11 protein-coding genes are annotated in these 15,797 nt (G+C 68.7%); 6 read left to right on the top strand and 5 right to left on the bottom strand.

Annotated elements, in window-relative coordinates; genetic code table 11:
- Window position 1 precedes the first annotated feature (1 nt).
- The 6 genes from GDIA_RS10720 to GDIA_RS10695 all read left to right on the top strand — a co-directional run bounded on the left by GDIA_RS10720 (window position 2) and on the right by GDIA_RS10695 (window position 7,481).
- Complete coding sequence (locus tag GDIA_RS10720; RefSeq protein ID WP_043458889.1) at window positions 2–1,342, top strand: nucleobase:cation symporter-2 family protein; 1,341 nt, start codon at window positions 2–4, stop codon at window positions 1,340–1,342.
- Complete coding sequence (locus GDIA_RS10715) at window positions 1,335–1,841, top strand: nucleoside deaminase (RefSeq protein WP_012224710.1); 507 nt, start codon at window positions 1,335–1,337, stop codon at window positions 1,839–1,841. The genes GDIA_RS10720 and GDIA_RS10715 overlap by 8 nt, the downstream gene beginning before the upstream one ends.
- A 60-nt stretch (window positions 1,842–1,901) precedes the next feature.
- Entirely contained in the window at window positions 1,902–3,029 is a 1,128-nt protein-coding gene (locus GDIA_RS10710; protein ID WP_012554148.1) for a transporter, read from the top strand.
- 77 nt (window positions 3,030–3,106) lie between these two features.
- Window positions 3,107–5,305: an amylo-alpha-1,6-glucosidase gene (locus tag GDIA_RS10705; protein ID WP_012554147.1), complete on the top strand. Its 2,199-nt coding sequence runs from the start codon at window positions 3,107–3,109 to the stop codon at window positions 5,303–5,305.
- A gap of 180 nt (window positions 5,306–5,485) precedes the next feature.
- Window positions 5,486–6,868, top strand: a complete 1,383-nt coding sequence (locus GDIA_RS10700) for a lytic transglycosylase domain-containing protein (protein WP_012554146.1) — start codon at window positions 5,486–5,488, stop codon at window positions 6,866–6,868.
- A 31-nt stretch (window positions 6,869–6,899) separates the two neighbouring features.
- The gene (locus GDIA_RS10695; RefSeq protein ID WP_012224703.1) at window positions 6,900–7,481 is read left to right on the top strand and encodes a peroxiredoxin; all 582 of its coding nucleotides are present in this window, start codon (window positions 6,900–6,902) and stop codon (window positions 7,479–7,481) included.
- 21 nt (window positions 7,482–7,502) lie between these two features.
- Here the strand turns inward: GDIA_RS10695 and GDIA_RS10690 are convergent, their stop codons facing one another.
- The 5 genes from GDIA_RS10690 to GDIA_RS10670 form a co-directional block, all read right to left on the bottom strand.
- A complete protein-coding gene (locus GDIA_RS10690) occupies window positions 7,503–8,006 on the bottom strand; it encodes a hypothetical protein (protein WP_012224701.1) in 504 nt (167 codons plus the stop codon).
- Between the two features lie 130 nt (window positions 8,007–8,136).
- Window positions 8,137–9,051 (bottom strand): L,D-transpeptidase, encoded by a 915-nt coding sequence (locus GDIA_RS10685; RefSeq protein WP_012554144.1) that lies wholly within the window; start codon window positions 9,049–9,051, stop codon window positions 8,137–8,139.
- A 308-nt stretch (window positions 9,052–9,359) separates the two neighbouring features.
- A complete protein-coding gene (gene lpdA / locus GDIA_RS10680; protein ID WP_012224697.1) occupies window positions 9,360–11,105 on the bottom strand; it encodes a dihydrolipoyl dehydrogenase in 1,746 nt (581 codons plus the stop codon).
- 77 nt (window positions 11,106–11,182) lie between these two features.
- Complete coding sequence (odhB, locus tag GDIA_RS10675; RefSeq protein WP_012554143.1) at window positions 11,183–12,457, bottom strand: 2-oxoglutarate dehydrogenase complex dihydrolipoyllysine-residue succinyltransferase; 1,275 nt, start codon at window positions 12,455–12,457, stop codon at window positions 11,183–11,185.
- Between the two features lie 200 nt (window positions 12,458–12,657).
- Complete coding sequence (locus tag GDIA_RS10670) at window positions 12,658–15,525, bottom strand: 2-oxoglutarate dehydrogenase E1 component (RefSeq protein WP_012554142.1); 2,868 nt, start codon at window positions 15,523–15,525, stop codon at window positions 12,658–12,660.
- Window positions 15,526–15,797: the final 272 nt, after the last annotated feature.

The following is a 15,797-nucleotide window of genomic DNA, read 5'->3' as shown; positions in this document are numbered from 1 at the left end:
AATGAACCATGTCGCGAACCGGCCCGACCCTGTCGAGGCGCGCCTGCCGCCCTGGCAGCTTCTGGTCTGCGGTTTGCAGCATGTGCTGGTGATCTATGCCGGGATCGTCGCGGTGCCGCTGATCATCGGCAGCACGCTGGGGCTGGACGGCGCACAGCAGGCGATGCTGGTCAATGCCAGCATCCTGACATCCGGCATCGCCACGCTGATCCAGACCCTGGGGCTGGGCCCGTTCGGCGCACGCCTGCCGCTGATCCAGGCATCGTCCTTCATCGCCCTGCCGCCCATGGTCATGATCGCGCGGGAATACGACCTGCCGACCGCCTATGGCGCGGTCATCGGCGGCGGGCTGGCCACCTGCCTGCTGGCGCCCCTGGCCAGCCGGCTGACGCGCTTCTTCCCGCCCGTGGTGATCGGCAGCGTGATCACCGTCGTCGGGCTGTCGCTGATGCCGGCGGCGGCGAACTGGCTGGGCGGGGGGCGGCCGGGGGACCCCGGCTTCGGCGCGCCCGCGCACCTGCTGCTGGGTTTCGCGACCCTGGCCCTGACCCTGCTGATCACCGCGCGGGCCGGCACCATGGGGCGGACGCTGGCCATCCTGCTGGGCATGGCGGCCGGCTGCGTGCTGGGCATCCTGACCGGGCAGGCCGATTTCACCCCCATGCGCCAGGTGGCGTGGATGGCGCCGCCGCCGGTGCTGCCATTTGGCGCACCGGCCTTCCACACCGTGCCGATCCTGGTCATGACCATGGCGATGATGGTCATCCTGGTGGAGACCACCGGCAACTGCCTGGCCGTCTCGCGCCTGGCGGGGCGGACGGCATCGCGCGCGGTGCTGGCGCGCACCTATGCCGCCGATGGATTGTCCACCCTGCTGGGCGGATTCCTGGGCGGCACGCCCTATAATGCCTTCGCCCAGAATACCGGGCTGATCGCCCTGACCGGCGTGCGCAGCCGCTTCGTCGTCGCGGCGGCGGGCGCCCTGATGGTCGCAATGGGCCTGTTTCCCCGCCTGGGCGCCGCCGTCGCCTGCATGCCCCGGCCGGTCCTGGGAGGTTCGGCGATCCTGATGTTCGGCATGACCGCGATGGCCGGCATCCAGGACCTGGCGCGCATCCGCCCCTCCGGCACGGCGCACGCGCTGGTCGCCGCCGTGGCGATCGCGGCGGGCGTGCTGCCGATGGCCTGCCCGACGCTGTTCGCCCACCTGCCCGGTCCGCTGCGCATCCTGACCGCCAGCGGCGTGTTCATGGCGGCGTTCTGCGCGGTGACGCTGAACCTGCTGCTGTCCCCGGACCAGATATCCCGGGCCGGACCCTGCGAGGACGCAACCGATGCATGAAGCCCCCACACCGACCGACCTGGACCTGCTGCGGCGGGCCATCGCGCTGTCGGCGGACGCGCGCGCGCAGGGGCGGCATCCGTTCGCGGCGCTGGTCGCCGATGCGCAGGGGCGGGTGGTCAGCACCGCCATCAACAATTCCATGCCGCCCGAAGGCGATCCGACGCAGCATGCCGAACTGCGCGCCGTGGCCGGCGCCGCGCGCATCCTGCCGCCCGACGCGATGGCGGACTGCACGCTTTATACCAGCGCCGAGCCCTGCTGCATGTGTGCCGGCGCGGTCTACTGGACCAATATCCGCCGCGTGGTCTACGCGCTGTCGGAGCACCGGCTGCTGGCCCTGACCGGCGCGCACCCGGAAAACCCGACCTTCGCCCTGCCCTGCCGCGAGGTATTCGCCCGTGGGCAGCACCCCGTCGCGGTGCTGGGCCCGATGCTGGAGGACGAAGCCGCCGGCCCGCATGCGGGCTTCTGGTGCGACGGCCCGCCGGCAGGCTGATCCCCCCGCCCCCCCGGCCGGTCCCCGGGCGCGGCGCGGGATTGCAACCGGAATACGGGCATGCCAAGTGTGCCCTTGCGTCCCGAGCGGTCCCGGATGTCCCCCATGCCCGATACGATTGCCCAGACCGAGATCTCCCTTGTCGACACGCCCGTGACCGATGCCGCCGACGGCCTGGTCTGGGCGGTGTCGTGCATGCCCGGACATCGGCCGGTGCAATTGTCGGCGCACGAAGCAACGTTGCACCTGAACGACCATCCGCCGGCCCGCCTGGACGGCGAGGACGCCGCGCCCGGCGCCGCGGCCGATCGGGGCTGGGTGTGGCTTCATTACGACGTCGTCCATACCGCCAGCCGCGCCCGGGTCGAGGCGATCGGCTGCCTGCCCGAGGAAGCCCGCGCCACCCTGGGCGGTACCGACCGGGGCACCCGGCTGGAAGCGGATGGCGAGCTGGTGTACGGCGCCCTTCCCGGCTTCGACGACAGCATGAGCGACGACGACACCAACGTGTCGGCCTGGCGCTTCGCCGTGCTGCCGGACCTGCTGATCACCACGCGGCGGCATCCGGTTCCGGCCCTGGGCGCCGCCTATCGGTGGTTGCAGCGCGGCGACACGCCGCGCACGCCGGCCGAGATCGTGGACCGTACGCTGCTGGAATTCGCCGACACGGTGCGGCGCAATATCGCCATGCTGGACGATCAGCTTGACCGGGCCGAGGATCTTCTGCTGACTCTGGACCAGCATACCGATTTCGGCCGCATCAGCGGCCTGATCGGCAAGGTGCGGCGCCGGTCGACCGAACTGCGCCGCGTCATTTCGCCCGTCGACCGGATTTTCCACAGCGAGGACCTCGAATTGCCGGAATGGGCCGAGGACGACATCCGCGACCGCTCGCAGCGGCAGATCCACGCGGCGCTGGATGATCTTCTGGCGCTTCAGGACCGCGCCCGCTCGCTGCAGGACGAACTGGCATCGGGCCAGGCCGAGGAGACCAACCGGCGCCTGTATACCGTGTCGGTGGTCACCACGCTGATGCTGCCCGCCACTTTTGTGACCGGATTCTTCGGCATGAATACCGGCGGGATGTTCCTGGCCACCGGCGCCATGGGCACTGTCGAGGCCGGCGGCGTCTGCTTCCTCTTCATGGTCATCACCTGGCTGCTGCTGAAATTCGCCAAACTGCTCTGACCCCATCCGGTCGGGTCGGCCCCCATCAGTCCGGACCCCGGAACAGACGATCCGGCAACCGCGAAGGACATACCGTCATGGACACTCAATCCGAGACCCATCCGCCGCCGCCGCCCGCCGCCGACCTGGACGGCTTTCCGGTCGCCGCGAAGTCGCTGCTGTCGGAACGGCGGCTGCACACCCTCAAGCAGGGGGACATGTTCGGCGTCTTCGACCAGACGGGCGACATCCTGTTCGGCGACGGCATCGCGGACGGGCTGTATTTCCATGACACGCGCTACCTATCCGGCCTGTCCATGACCCTGCAGGGCGTGCGGCCGATCCTGCTGTCCTCGACGGTGCGCGAGAACAACGTGCTGCTGTCGGTCGACCTGACGAACACGGACATCGACGGGCCGGACGGCCGGAAGATGAATCACGACCTGCTGCATGTCCGCCGGTCGCGCTTCCTGTGGAACCGCGTGTGCTACGAACGGGTCGAAATCCGCAATTTCGACGTGGAACCCCGCACCGCGCTGCTGGACATCCGCTTCCTGGCCGATTTCGCGGACCTGTTCGAGGCCCGCGGTTCCACCCGCGCCCGTCGCGGCACGCAGCGCGAACCCGTGGTCACCGACAGCGAGGTAACGCTGGCCTATGACGGGCTGGACGGGCGGCGGCGGACCACCCTGCTGCGCTTCTGGCCGCCGCCGGCATCGCTGGACGCACGCCATGCCGCCTTCCGCTTCGACCTGCCGCCGGGGCAGCGGGTGCTGATCCATTACGAGGTCGAGTGCGACCCCGACGGCGTCCACGACGCCCAGCCGAACCGCCGCTTCCTGACCGGCGCGGTCGAGGCCCGGCGGGCGCTGCGCCTGTCCTCGTCCCGGGCGGCGGCGATCGCCACGTCCAACGAGATCTTCAACGAGGCCATCCGCCGCTGCATCTGCGACATCTACATGCTGCTGACGGACAAGAAGACCGGTCCGTACCCCTATGCCGGCGTGCCGTGGTTCAGCACCGCCTTCGGCCGCGACGCGCTGATCACCGCCATGCTGACGCTGTGGCTGGACCCGGAGATCGCGCGGGGGGTCCTGAACTACCTGGCCCGGCACCAGGCCCGGGTCGAGGACCCCGTCGCCGACGCCGAGCCGGGCAAGATTCTGCACGAGGTCCGGCACGGCGAGATGGCGGAACTGGGCGAGGTACCGTTCCGGCATTATTACGGATCGATCGATTCCACGCCGCTGTTCGTCATGCTGGCGGGCCAGTATCTGGAGCGGACGGGCGACGTCGCGCTGATGACCATGATCTGGCCGAACATCGAACGCGCGATCGACTGGATCGACCGCTACGGCGACCGCGACGGCGACGGGTTCGTCGAATATGGCCGCCGCAACAAGGACGGGCTGATCAATCAGGGCTGGAAGGACAGCTACGACAGCATCTTCCACGCCGACGGCACGCTGGCCGAAGGCCCGATCGCGCTGTGCGAGGTCCAGGCCTATGTCTACGCCGCGCGGCGCGCCGCCGCGACCATCGGGCGCCGGCTGGGCAAGACGGCCTATGCCGAGCGGCAGGACCACCTGGCCGAGGCGCTGCGCGTGGCCTTCAACGCGCGCTTCTGGATCGAGGAACTGGGCACCTTCGCTCTGGCGCTGGACGGCCACAAGAAACAGTGCCGCGTCCGGTCGTCGAATGCCGGGCATGTCCTGCTGACCGACATCACGACCCCGGACCGGGTGCCGTCCCTGGTCCAGGGGCTGATGCACCGGTCGTCCTTCACCGGCTGGGGCATCCGCACGATCCCCGAGGGCGAGGCGCGCTACAACCCGATGGCCTATCACAACGGATCGGTCTGGCCGCACGACAACGCGCTGATCGGGCTGGGGCTGGCCCGCCACGGCTATCGCGACGAGGCCGCGCGCCTGTTCCGCGGCATGTTCGAGGCCGCGTTCTATACCGACCTGCGGCGCCTGCCGGAACTGTTCTGCGGCTTCACCCGCAACCGGGCGGAGGGGCCGGTGCGCTACCCGGTGGCCTGTTCGCCACAGGCCTGGGCGGCGGCGACGCTGCCGGCGCTGATCCAGTCTACCCTCGGCCTGAGCTTCGACCCCGCGACGGTGGCGGTGCATTTCGAGCGGCCGCGCCTGCCGGAATTCCTGGACGAGATGACGCTGTACAACCTGGAAATCGGCGGCGACCGGGTGACGGTACGCCTGGTCCGCGTCGGCAACGAGGTCGCGATCAACGTGGTCGAGCGCACGGAATCGATCCGGGTGCAGATCGCAAGCTGAGGAGACAGGCGGCGCACGCGATTCTGTTGCGCCAAAGATCGGGTTTCTGTAAAGCCTTAGAGGACATTCCTTTCCATCGACCTGAAGTGGTCCAGAATTTCGCCACAATCGGTCCCGAACGTCTGTCCTCTTCACGGCGTGGCCCGTCCGGGCCCGGCGCCTGTTCCGGATGAGTCCCTGATGACCCGACGCCCGCACGGTTCCGCCCCCCGTCCATTCCGGCACAAACAGGACGACCGGGGGGCCGGGGCCACCGTTGCGGCCAGGGTCGCGGGCGCCGTGGCGGCCCGCGTCGCAGGGGTGGCCGGGCTGGCCGGGCTGCTGGCGGCCTGTGCCGGCACGCCGGGCCCGCAGATCCCCGTGACGCAGGAAGCCGCGAATTACCGCGCGCATGCCAAATCCTACTACGCCCCGCCGGGACCGCCCGAGGACCCGTGGGGCCCGTATATCGAGGAAGCGTCCAAGCGTTTCGACGTGCCGGATACGTGGATCCGCTCCGTCATGCAGCGGGAATCCGGCGGCCAGTTGTTCCGCAACGGCCAGTTCGTGACCTCGGCCCCCGGGGCGATGGGCCTGATGCAGTTGATGCCCCCCACCTATGACGAGCTGAAGGGTGAGTACGGGCTGGGCGACGACCCGTTCAACCCGCATGACAACATCCTGGCCGGCACCGCCTATATCCGGCAGATGTACGACATCTACGGCTCGCCCGGCTTCCTGGCCGCGTACAATACCGGACCGGGGCGCCTGGACGATTTCCTGGTCCATAACCGGACCCTGCCGCGCGAAACCCGCAACTATGTCGCCGCGATCGGCCCGCAGATCGCCGGCATCACGCCCAATGTCCGCTCGCAGGCCGACCTGATGGTCGAAGCCCACGACGTGGCGCGCGGCCATGTCTACGCGGCCGCGCAGACCAGCGCGGAAACCCGCTCGGTCCGCATGGCCTGGGCCCGGCGCGCCGACCATGGCGGCACCGACGATACCCAGCCCGTCCAGGTCGCCGAGGCCCCGCCCGAGACCGACCGCGCGCCCGCCCCCGCCTATACGGCCTGGAAGAGCGTGGCCCCCGCCGGCGGCGGAACACCGGCCGACGCGGTCCGCGCCGCCTGGGCCGCCCGTGCGCGGCCCGAGGACGAAAGCCCCGCCACGCCCCCGGCCCTGGCCGCGGCGGCCCCGCCGCTCGCGCCGCTGCCCGCCGCCCCGCCGGCGGCAGGCCCCGCCAGCGGGCACGGCTTCCACCTGGTCAACCCGGCGATGGCCGAGCCCGCGCCCCTGCTGCGCCGGTCCAGCCTGGCGCCGGCCCCCCGCGACTGGGCCATTCAGGTCGGGGCGTTCGGTTCGTCCGCGCTGGCGTCACAGGCGGCGGGCCATGCCCGCCAGCGCGCCGCCACCGTGCTGGGCGCCGCCCGGCCGCAGGTGGCCAGCGTGCATATCGCCAGCGGGCACCTGTATCGCGCGCGACTGACCGGCCTGTCACACGATGCGGCGATCGAGGCCTGCCGCCGCCTGTCGGGCGGCGCGGATAATTGTGTTGTCATTTCCCCCGATTCGCGGTCCTGATGGCAACGTACCTGAGCGTATAGGGCCCATCATGCTCCGCACTCTTCTTCTGCGCCGCTGCGTCAGGTTGGGCATGGCGCTGCCCCTGGCGATCGCGCTGTCCTTCATGGCCGTCACATCGCTCTCGCCCGCGCGGGCGGCGCTGCCGCCCGGCAGCATGGCCCCGCTGTTCGATGCGCCGGCCAGCCTGGGCGGCAAGCAATTCCATTTCGCCCTGGCCGACGCCCTGCGCCACGGGCCGGTGGTGCTGTATTTCTACCCCGCCGCCTTCACCCGCGGCTGCACCATCGAAGCGCATGATTTTGCCGACGCGATGGATCAGTTCAAGGCGCTGGGGGCCACGGTCATCGGGATTTCGATGGACAAGATCGAGACACTGGACCGGTTTTCGGTCAGCGAATGCCGCAGCCGCTTTCCCGTCGCGTCCGATCCGGCGGGACGGATCGCCAGTTCCTACGATTCCAAGATGCCGCTGCTGCATTATGCCAGCCGCACGTCCTATGTCATCGCGCCGGACGGGCACATCCTGTCCGCCTACAGCGCCATGGCCCCGGCGGGCCACATCACGGGCAGCCTGGCCGCGCTGCGGGCCTGGAAGGCGCATGGCGCGTAAACGGCCACGCGTAGAATCGTCCTACCGCTTCACCCCGCCCAGGACCGCCAGGCACTGGTCGCGCACCGCACGCAGCGCCCCGTCCCGCACATGGCGCAGCGCGGCGCGGGTGCGGCGGACATAGCCTTTCATGTCCGGCACCTCGTCATGCATGAAGGGCCGGGCACAGACGCGTTGCGGGTCCAGCGCCGGATAGCGCGCATCCATCGCCTGCAGCACCAGCGGCGCGTTCTGCGGCAGCGCCAGGGCCAGCGCCGCCGTCACGGCCGGCCCGCTATCGGAATCCAGCCCCGGGGCCATGGCCGGCACCAGCGCGACCCACGCCGGATCGGCCCCGGCAATTCCGTCCGTCACCGTATCGAACCCGTCGGAATCGGTCAGGCCGCCCAGCGCCTGCGCCGCGCCGTCCCTCTGGATGGCGGCCGCGACACTGGCCGGGGTGGGCGTGTCCGGAGCGGCAGGGGCCGCATGGCCCGGCACGGCCGCCAGCAGGAACAGGCACAGGGTCGGTCCGATCTTTTTCATCACATTATCATGAGCGAACCGGGGAAGGTTGGGAAGCGATGGTCCCTGTTCTTTTTTTGAAAAAAAGAACCAAAAAACTTTTGATCCGTTCAGGGATTTTTTGCTGGGACACACGAGTCCCCTTAACGAATCAAAGTCTTTTTGCTTCTTTTTCTTCAGAAAAAGAAGAATCCACCACCACCAACGCATCCCCCGCAATCGGCGAAGGCACACGATCACGCGGCAACAGCGCACGGAACCGCCCGTCATAGCTGGCCGCCTGTTCGTACAGCACATCCAGCAGGCCGTGACGGTCCATGAAGACGTTCAACGCCGAGGGAATACGCACGCAGCCTTCGGATGCCGGATGGCCCAGGCGGGATTCCAGAAAATCCGGGTCGGTGGCATGGATTTCCAGCCGGATCTGTCCCTTCTCGCGGCTGGGCAGCCAGCCTTTTTCCGCCCATTGCCAGCCCATGTCCCACACCCGCATGCCCCGCACGCCGATGCCGCGAATACCGTTTTCGTTGCGCGTGCCCTGGGCACGATAGCCCAGCCGATCGGGCAAATTGATGAAGACCCCCGTAGGGGTCACGTAATTGAACTTCCGCCCGGTGCGCCCGGTGGAGACACGTGTGCCGCCCAGCACCTGCCATGGCGCAGTCCCCGGCAGGGCCAGGACGAAACAGACACGCTGCACGCGGGGACTGCGATCGACCACCATCAGCAACTGCGCGCGATCGACCACGACGTCCGACTGCGCCATCTGCGCGCGGGCCAGCCCGATCCAACGCGCCTCGTCGGCCGGCGACAGCGGCTGGAAATGGGGAATGTCGCGCCGCATCAGCGTGGCCAGGCGCGCGGCCTCGGCCCGGGCGGCATCATCGTCCAGGGCAGGCAGCGGGGGAATGTCGATGGCCGGATTGTCTTCGGCAGGGGCGACGATCGTCGCCGGGGCGGCGGCCGGGGGCGCGGGGACAGGCGAGGCAGCACAGGCCGAAAGCGCGGCGGCCAGGATGACACCGCCCGCGATGGTCGTCCCGACCATCGAATAGACTGCCCGCATGCGCCCCCCTTCAGAAGCTGTTTCAAAAGCCCCGCTGCTGGCGATCCGACGCGCGTTTCCTGCGCTCCGCTGCTCACGGCCCACAAGGCCGCTCCGCTTCGGTGCTCTGAAACACACGCCGGGCGCGGCCCTTCGGGCCGCTCTCGCTCAGCATCAGAACTTCTGAAACAGCCTCTCAGCCCCGCCACCGGCCCGGCAGCGTCATAACAACCCTGTGTCATGACGCCCGGCACGGCTTCGCGTTCCCGGACGGGACGTGATGCACGGATGGGCGGGCCCAGGGGCCGCCCATCCGTGCGGCCGGTCGGTCAGATGTGGATGGCGCGCTTCTCGACGTCCAGCGCGGCCTCCTTCAACGCCTCGCTGAGGGTCGGATGCGCGTGGCAGGTGCGGGCGATGTCTTCCGAGGAAGCCCCGAATTCCATCGCCAGCGTGGCCTCGGCGATCATTTCGCCGGCGCCGGGGCCGATGATATGCACGCCCAGCACGCGGTCCGTGGTCGCTTCGGCCAGCACCTTCACGAAGCCGTCCGTCATGCCGATGGCACGCGCGCGGCCGTTGGCGGTGAAGGGGAACTTGCCGACCTTGTAGGTCACGCCGGACGATTTCAGGTCCTCTTCGGTCCGCCCCACGGTCGCGACCTCGGGCCACGTATAGACCACGCCCGGGATCGCGTCGTAATTCACATGGCCCGCCTGGCCGGCCAGGATTTCCGCGATCGCGACGCCTTCCTCCTCGGCCTTGTGCGCCAGCATCGGGCCGGCGATCACGTCGCCGATCGCATAGACGCCCGGCACGCTGGTCGCGAAATGACCGTCGGTGATGATCCGGCCGCGCTTGTCCAGTGCGACGCCGGCCTCTTCCACACCCAGGCCCTTGCTGTAGGCGTTGCGGCCGATCGCCAGAAGGACGATGTCCGCCTCCAGCGTCTCGGCCGTGCCGCCCGCCGCCGGCTCAACCGTCAGGGTCACGCCCTTGCCGGTCTTGTCCGCCTTGGTGACCTTGTGGCCCAGCTTGAACTGCAGGCCCTGCTTGGTCAGGATGCGCTGGAACTGCTTGGCGATTTCGCCATCGGTCCCCGGTACCAGGCGGTCGAGGAATTCGACCACCGTCACCTCGGCGCCCAGGCGGTGCCACACGCTGCCCAGCTCCAGGCCGATGACGCCGCCGCCGATCACCACCATCTTCTTCGGCACGGCGGACAGTTCCAGCGCGCCGGTCGAGGTCACGATGACCTTCTCGTCCACTTCGACGCCCGGCAGGCCGGCACTGTCGCTGCCGCTGGCGATCACGATGTGCTTCGCCGTCACCGGCTTGCCGTCCACCGTGATGCGGCCGGTGCCTTCCAGCTTCCCGGTGCCCTTCAGCCAGGTGACCTTGTTCTTCTTGAACAGGAATTCGACGCCCTTGACGTTGGCCTCGACCACCTCGCCCTTGCGGGCCATCATGCGGGCCAGGTCCAGCTTCACGCTGTCGAGCACGATGCCGTGCCCGGCATAGTCATGCGCCGCGGCATGATAGTTCTCGGACGATTGCAGCAGTGCCTTCGAGGGAATGCAGCCGACATTCAGGCAGGTTCCGCCCAGGGTCGCGCGCTTCTCGACGCAGGCGACCTTGAAACCAAGCTGCGCCGCGCGAATGGCGCAGACATACCCGCCCGGGCCGGCCCCGATGACGATGACGTCGTAATCGGTTTCCGCCGGCGGGGCGGCGGCAGGGGTCGCGGCCGGGGCCGGAGCGGCGGCCGGCTTGGCCTCCGCCTTCGGCGCGGGCTTGGCGGCGGCTGGGGCAGCCGCCTTGGGGGCGGCACCGGCGGCGCCTTCCTCGACACTGGTCAGCAGGGCGCCGACCGCGACCTCCTCGCCCTCGGCGACGGCATGCGCGCCCAGGCGGCCGGCGGCGGGGGCCGCGACCTCGACGCTGACCTTGTCGGTTTCCAGTTCCACCACCGGTTCGTCGGCAGCAACGCTGTCGCCCGGCTGCTTCAGCCATTTGCCGATCGTGGCGGTCGTGACGCTCTCACCGAGAGTCGGCACCTTGATTTCAATGGTCATGTTTCTGTCCTGCGTTCGATGGGTCGGATGGATCGGCGGGCCGGGCTGGGATTAGGAACCCGGCCCGGCCCGGCGCATCAGACCTCGAGCAGCAGACGACGCGGGTCTTCCACGTTCTGCTTGACGCGCACCAGGAAGCTGACAGCCTCCTTGCCGTCGACGATGCGGTGATCGTAGGTCAGGGCGATGTACATCATCGGCCGGATCACGACCTGGCCGTTCACGGCGACCGGACGGTCCTGGATGGCATGCATGCCCAGGATGCCCGACTGCGGGGCATTGACGATCGGCGTGGACATCAGCGAACCGTAGATGCCACCGTTGGTGATCGAGAACGTGCCGCCCGACAGTTCGTCCAGTTTCAGCGACCCGTCACGCGCACGCTTGCCGAAGCCCGCGATCGCGCTTTCGATCCCCGCGAAGTTCAGCTTGTCCGCGTCGCGGATGACCGGCACGACCAGCCCGTTCGGGCCGCCGACCGCGATGCCGAGATTGATGAATTCGCGATAGATCACGTCGTCGCCGTCGATTTCCGCGTTGATCGCCGGGAATTCCTTCAGCGCCGCGATGGCCGCCTTGGCGAAGATCGACATGAAGCCCAGCTTCACGCCGCCGTTCTTCTTCTCGAACAGATCGCGATATTCGGCGCGCATCGCCTTGGCCGCCGACATGTCCACCTCGTTGAAGGTGGTCAGCAGGGCGGCGGTGTTCTGCGCGTCCTTCAGGCGGCGGGCGATGGTCCGGCGCAGGCGGGTCATCTTCACCCGTTCCTCGCGCGGGTCGTCGGTGCGCGGGGCGGCCGGGGCCGCGGCGGCCTTGGCCACCGGCGGCTGCGACAGGAAGGCCAGGACGTCACCCTTGGTCACGCGCCCGTCCTTGCCGGTGCCGATTCCGATTTCGGCGGTCGTCACGCCCTTTTCGGTCATCATCTTCTGGGCCGACGGCATCGGCGCGTGGGCCGCCCCCTGGGCCGCGACGTCGGACGGCGGGGTCGCGGGACGGGCGACGGGGCCGCTGGTGGTCGGCTGGGCCTGCACGCCGGCCGGGGCCTTCGGGGCCTCGGCGGCCTTCTTCGGCGCCGGGGCAGCGGCCGCGGGCTTGGCGGCGGCGCCGCTGCCGGCCTCGACCGAGGCCAGGACGGTGCCGACCTCGACCTCGTCACCCTCGGCCACCAGTTGCGGGCCCATCACGCCGGCTTCGGGCGCCGCGACCTCGACGCTGACCTTGTCGGTCTCCAGTTCCACCACCGGTTCGTCGGCCGTCACCGCTTCACCGGGCTTCTTCAGCCATTTCGCAATCGTGGCGGTCGTCACGCTCTCGCCCAGAGTCGGGACCTTGATCTCGGCAGACATCGTTTCTTTCCATTCCCCCTGCCGGACAGATCCGCGCGCGCTGGACCGGGACCGCATGCCCCCGACCGGGACATGGCTCGCATGCCCCTCGCCCGTCGTCTGCCGGCTTGTGCACTTTCAACATAACCGGACTGAAGCCGGAACGACACCGCCATTCCGGCCAGTTTTCAATGCCCCGGCCCCGCGGCCGGGGCGTTCCGTCAGCCGACGCCCAGCGCCTGGGCGACCAGGGCCGCCTGCTCGCTGGCATGGACGCGGGCCAGGCCGGTGGCCGGGCTGGCCGCCGCGACACGGCCGACATAGGTCGGACGGCCGCCCTTGCGACCCGCCTTGGCCATCACGCCTTCGATCAGGCGATCGACGAACGTCCATCCCCCCATGTTCTCGGGCTCTTCCTGGCACCAGATGACTTTCGCCTTCGGATACAGGGCCAGTTGCTCGGCCAGCAGCTTTTCCGGGAACGGGTAGAACTGTTCCAGCCGCAGGATCGCGACCTTGTCCAGCGCACGCTCGCGCCGTTCGGCCAGCAGGTCGTAATAGACCTTGCCCGAGCAGATCACGACCCGTTCGATCGCGTCGCCATTGGCGATCGGATCGATTTCGCCGATCACCGGACGGAACGTCGTGCCCGAGGCGAACTCCTCGAGGTTCGAGACCGCCAGCTTGTGCCGCAGAAGCGATTTCGGCGTCATGATGACCAGCGGCTTGCGGTAGTCCAGCTTGAGCTGGCGGCGCAGGGCGTGGAAATAGTTCGCCGGCGTGGTCAGGTTGCAGACCCGCATGTTGTTTTCGGCGCAGAGCTGCAGGTACCGTTCCAGGCGGGCCGAGGAATGTTCCGGACCCTGGCCCTCGTACCCGTGCGGCAGCAGCAGCACCAGGCCCGACATGCGCAGCCACTTGGTCTCGCCCGAGGCGATGAACTGGTCGATGATGACCTGCGCGCCGTTGGCGAAGTCGCCGAACTGGCCTTCCCACAGCACCAGCGCGTTCGGATCGGCCAGCGAATAGCCATATTCGAAGCCCAGCACGCCGAATTCCGAAAGCAGCGAGTTATAGACCTCGAACACGCCCTGGCCGGCGTCGATGTTGTTCAGCGGCACATAGGTGTTCTGGTTGACCTGGTCCGTCAGCACGGCATGGCGCTGGCTGAACGTGCCGCGCTGGCAGTCCTCGCCCGACAGGCGGACGCGATGCTTTTCCAGCACCAGGGAGCCGAAGCCCAGCGCCTCGCCGGTCGCCCAGTCGATGCCTTCGCCCGACTGGAACATCGCGGCCTTGGCCTTGAGCTGGCGGGCGATCTTGGGATTGATGTTGAAATCGGACGGCGCGGTGCTGAGCGCCTCGCCGATCTTGCGCAGCGCCTCGACCGCGACGCCGGTCGCAGGTTCGGCATCCACCGCGCCCACCGGCGGGGGCTTCAGCCCGGTCCAGGCACCTTCCAGCCAGTCGGCCTTGTTGGGCTTGTAGGTCTGCGCCGCCTGATAGGATTCCTCCAGCCGGTCCTGGAACGCATCCCACTGCGCGGTGGCCTCGGCCTCGGTCACCACGCTTTCGCGCACCAGGCGGTCGGCATACAGCGTGCGCACCGTCGGGCGGGCGGCGATGGCCTTGTACATCGTCGGCTGGGTGAAGGACGGCTCGTCCGACTCGTTATGGCCGTGACGGCGGTAGCCCACGATGTCCAGCACGATGTCGGTCGCGAATTTCTGGCGGAAATCGGCGGCCAGGCGGGCGCAATACACCACGGCTTCGGGCTCGTCGCCGTTGACGTGCAGGATCGGCGCCTGCACCGCCTTGGCGATGTCCGTGCAGTACAGCCCGGAATAGGCATGGGCCGACACGGTGGTGAAGCCGATCTGGTTGTTCACCACGACATGGATGGTGCCGCCGGTGCGATAGCCGATCAGCTGCGACATCGCCATGGTCTCGTACACCAGGCCCTGGCCGGCGAAGGCGGCGTCACCATGCAGCAGCAGCGCCATGTGGCGGCTGCGGGCATGCGGGTCGTCATCGTCCTGCGTCGCGCGCACCTTGCCGATCACCACCGGATCGACCGCTTCCAGGTGCGACGGGTTGGGCTGCAGCGAGATGTGGACCGGGTTGCCGTCGATATCCACGTCGGTCGAGGTGCCGAGATGGTATTTCACGTCGCCCGAGCCCTGCACGTCGTCAGGCTTGAAGGACGCGCCGGCGAATTCGCTGAAGATGGCGGTGTAGGGCTTGCGCACCACGTTTACCAGCGTGTTCAGGCGGCCGCGATGCGGCATGCCGATCGCAACGGTGCGCACGCCGTCCTTGGCCACCTGGTCGATCATCGCATGCAGCGCGGGAATGGTGACGTCCTCGCCCTCCAGCCCGAAGCGCTTCGTGCCGACATAGCGCTTCTGGCAGAAGGCCTCGAACCCCTCGGCCTCGGTCAGGTGGTGCAGGATGACCTTCTTCTCGTCCGCCGACACGCCGGCGCGCCAGTTGTCGCCCTCCAGCCGCTTCTGCAGCCAGTTGCGATGTTCGGGGTCCTGGACATGCATGAATTCGGCGCCGATCGGCCCGCAATAGACGGCGCGCAGCGCGTCCAGCACCTGGTTGATCGTCGCGGTCTGCGTGCCGATCAGGTTGGCCACGATATGGCCCAGATAGATCGGGCGATCGAGATCCTGCAGCCCGAACCCGTACGTCGCGGGGTCCAGGTCGGCATGGGGTTTGGGGATCTGCAGGCCCAACGGGTCCAGCCGGGCTTCGAGATGGCCGCGCACGCGATAGGCGCGGATCAGTTGCGTGGCGCGCAGGCTGTCGTCCGCCGCCGCATGCAGGCTCGCCACCGAAACGGGGCCGCCCTTGGATGCCGCCGGCGGGGCCTCGCCGCCATCGATCATCGACTCGCGCGGGGACCACGAGGCCCCTTCCGCGTCATGCAGGATCGCCGCCCCTTCCTCGTCCATCGCCGAGAACAGGGATGCGAAGGATGGATCGACGCTGCCGGGGTCCGAAGCCCAGCGGGCGTACAGTTCGGCCAGATAGGCCGTGTTTGCTCCGCTGAACGCGGTCGACAGGATATCTACGCCCGCCATCTTGAAGACATCTCCTCACTGGCGGCCTTCTTGGCCGCGTCATTGTCCGGTTTCGCGCCCTGGCCGCCGATCATGACGCCCTTCCCGGCCCGCACCGCTTGTCGTCCCAACCCTAGCGTCACCCCGGGCCATCCGCCGCCATCATTCACCACGGGCTGGATTGCTCTGCACGCATACTCACCTTTCCGTTTCCGCCGAACGGAACAGGCGCCCTACCCAAGCAAAGCGCGAACCACTTGCCTACCGCCCCGCCAGTCACACCCTCGCCATAA

Origin of the sequence: Gluconacetobacter diazotrophicus PA1 5, assembly GCF_000021325.1 — a bacterium.
GTDB classification, from domain to species: domain Bacteria; phylum Pseudomonadota; class Alphaproteobacteria; order Acetobacterales; family Acetobacteraceae; genus Gluconacetobacter; species Gluconacetobacter diazotrophicus.
Note: the sequence above shows the minus strand (reverse complement) of the source record. Positions and strands in the feature narration are given on the sequence as shown.

Coding starts and splice junctions, on each gene's coding strand:
- GDIA_RS10720 (WP_043458889.1), top strand. CDS start 2: ATGAACCATGTCGCGAACCGGCCCGACCCTGTCGAGGCGCGCCTGCCG.
- GDIA_RS10695 (WP_012224703.1), top strand. CDS start 6,900: ATGCTCCGCACTCTTCTTCTGCGCCGCTGCGTCAGGTTGGGCATGGCG.
- lpdA (WP_012224697.1), bottom strand. CDS start 11,105: ATGACCATTGAAATCAAGGTGCCGACTCTCGGTGAGAGCGTCACGACC.
- GDIA_RS10670 (WP_012554142.1), bottom strand. CDS start 15,525: ATGGCGGGCGTAGATATCCTGTCGACCGCGTTCAGCGGAGCAAACACG.
- GDIA_RS10685 (WP_012554144.1), bottom strand. CDS start 9,051: ATGCGGGCAGTCTATTCGATGGTCGGGACGACCATCGCGGGCGGTGTC.
- odhB (WP_012554143.1), bottom strand. CDS start 12,457: ATGTCTGCCGAGATCAAGGTCCCGACTCTGGGCGAGAGCGTGACGACC.
- GDIA_RS10715 (WP_012224710.1), top strand. CDS start 1,335: ATGCATGAAGCCCCCACACCGACCGACCTGGACCTGCTGCGGCGGGCC.
- GDIA_RS10710 (WP_012554148.1), top strand. CDS start 1,902: ATGCCAAGTGTGCCCTTGCGTCCCGAGCGGTCCCGGATGTCCCCCATG.
- GDIA_RS10690 (WP_012224701.1), bottom strand. CDS start 8,006: ATGAAAAAGATCGGACCGACCCTGTGCCTGTTCCTGCTGGCGGCCGTG.
- GDIA_RS10705 (WP_012554147.1), top strand. CDS start 3,107: ATGGACACTCAATCCGAGACCCATCCGCCGCCGCCGCCCGCCGCCGAC.
- GDIA_RS10700 (WP_012554146.1), top strand. CDS start 5,486: ATGACCCGACGCCCGCACGGTTCCGCCCCCCGTCCATTCCGGCACAAA.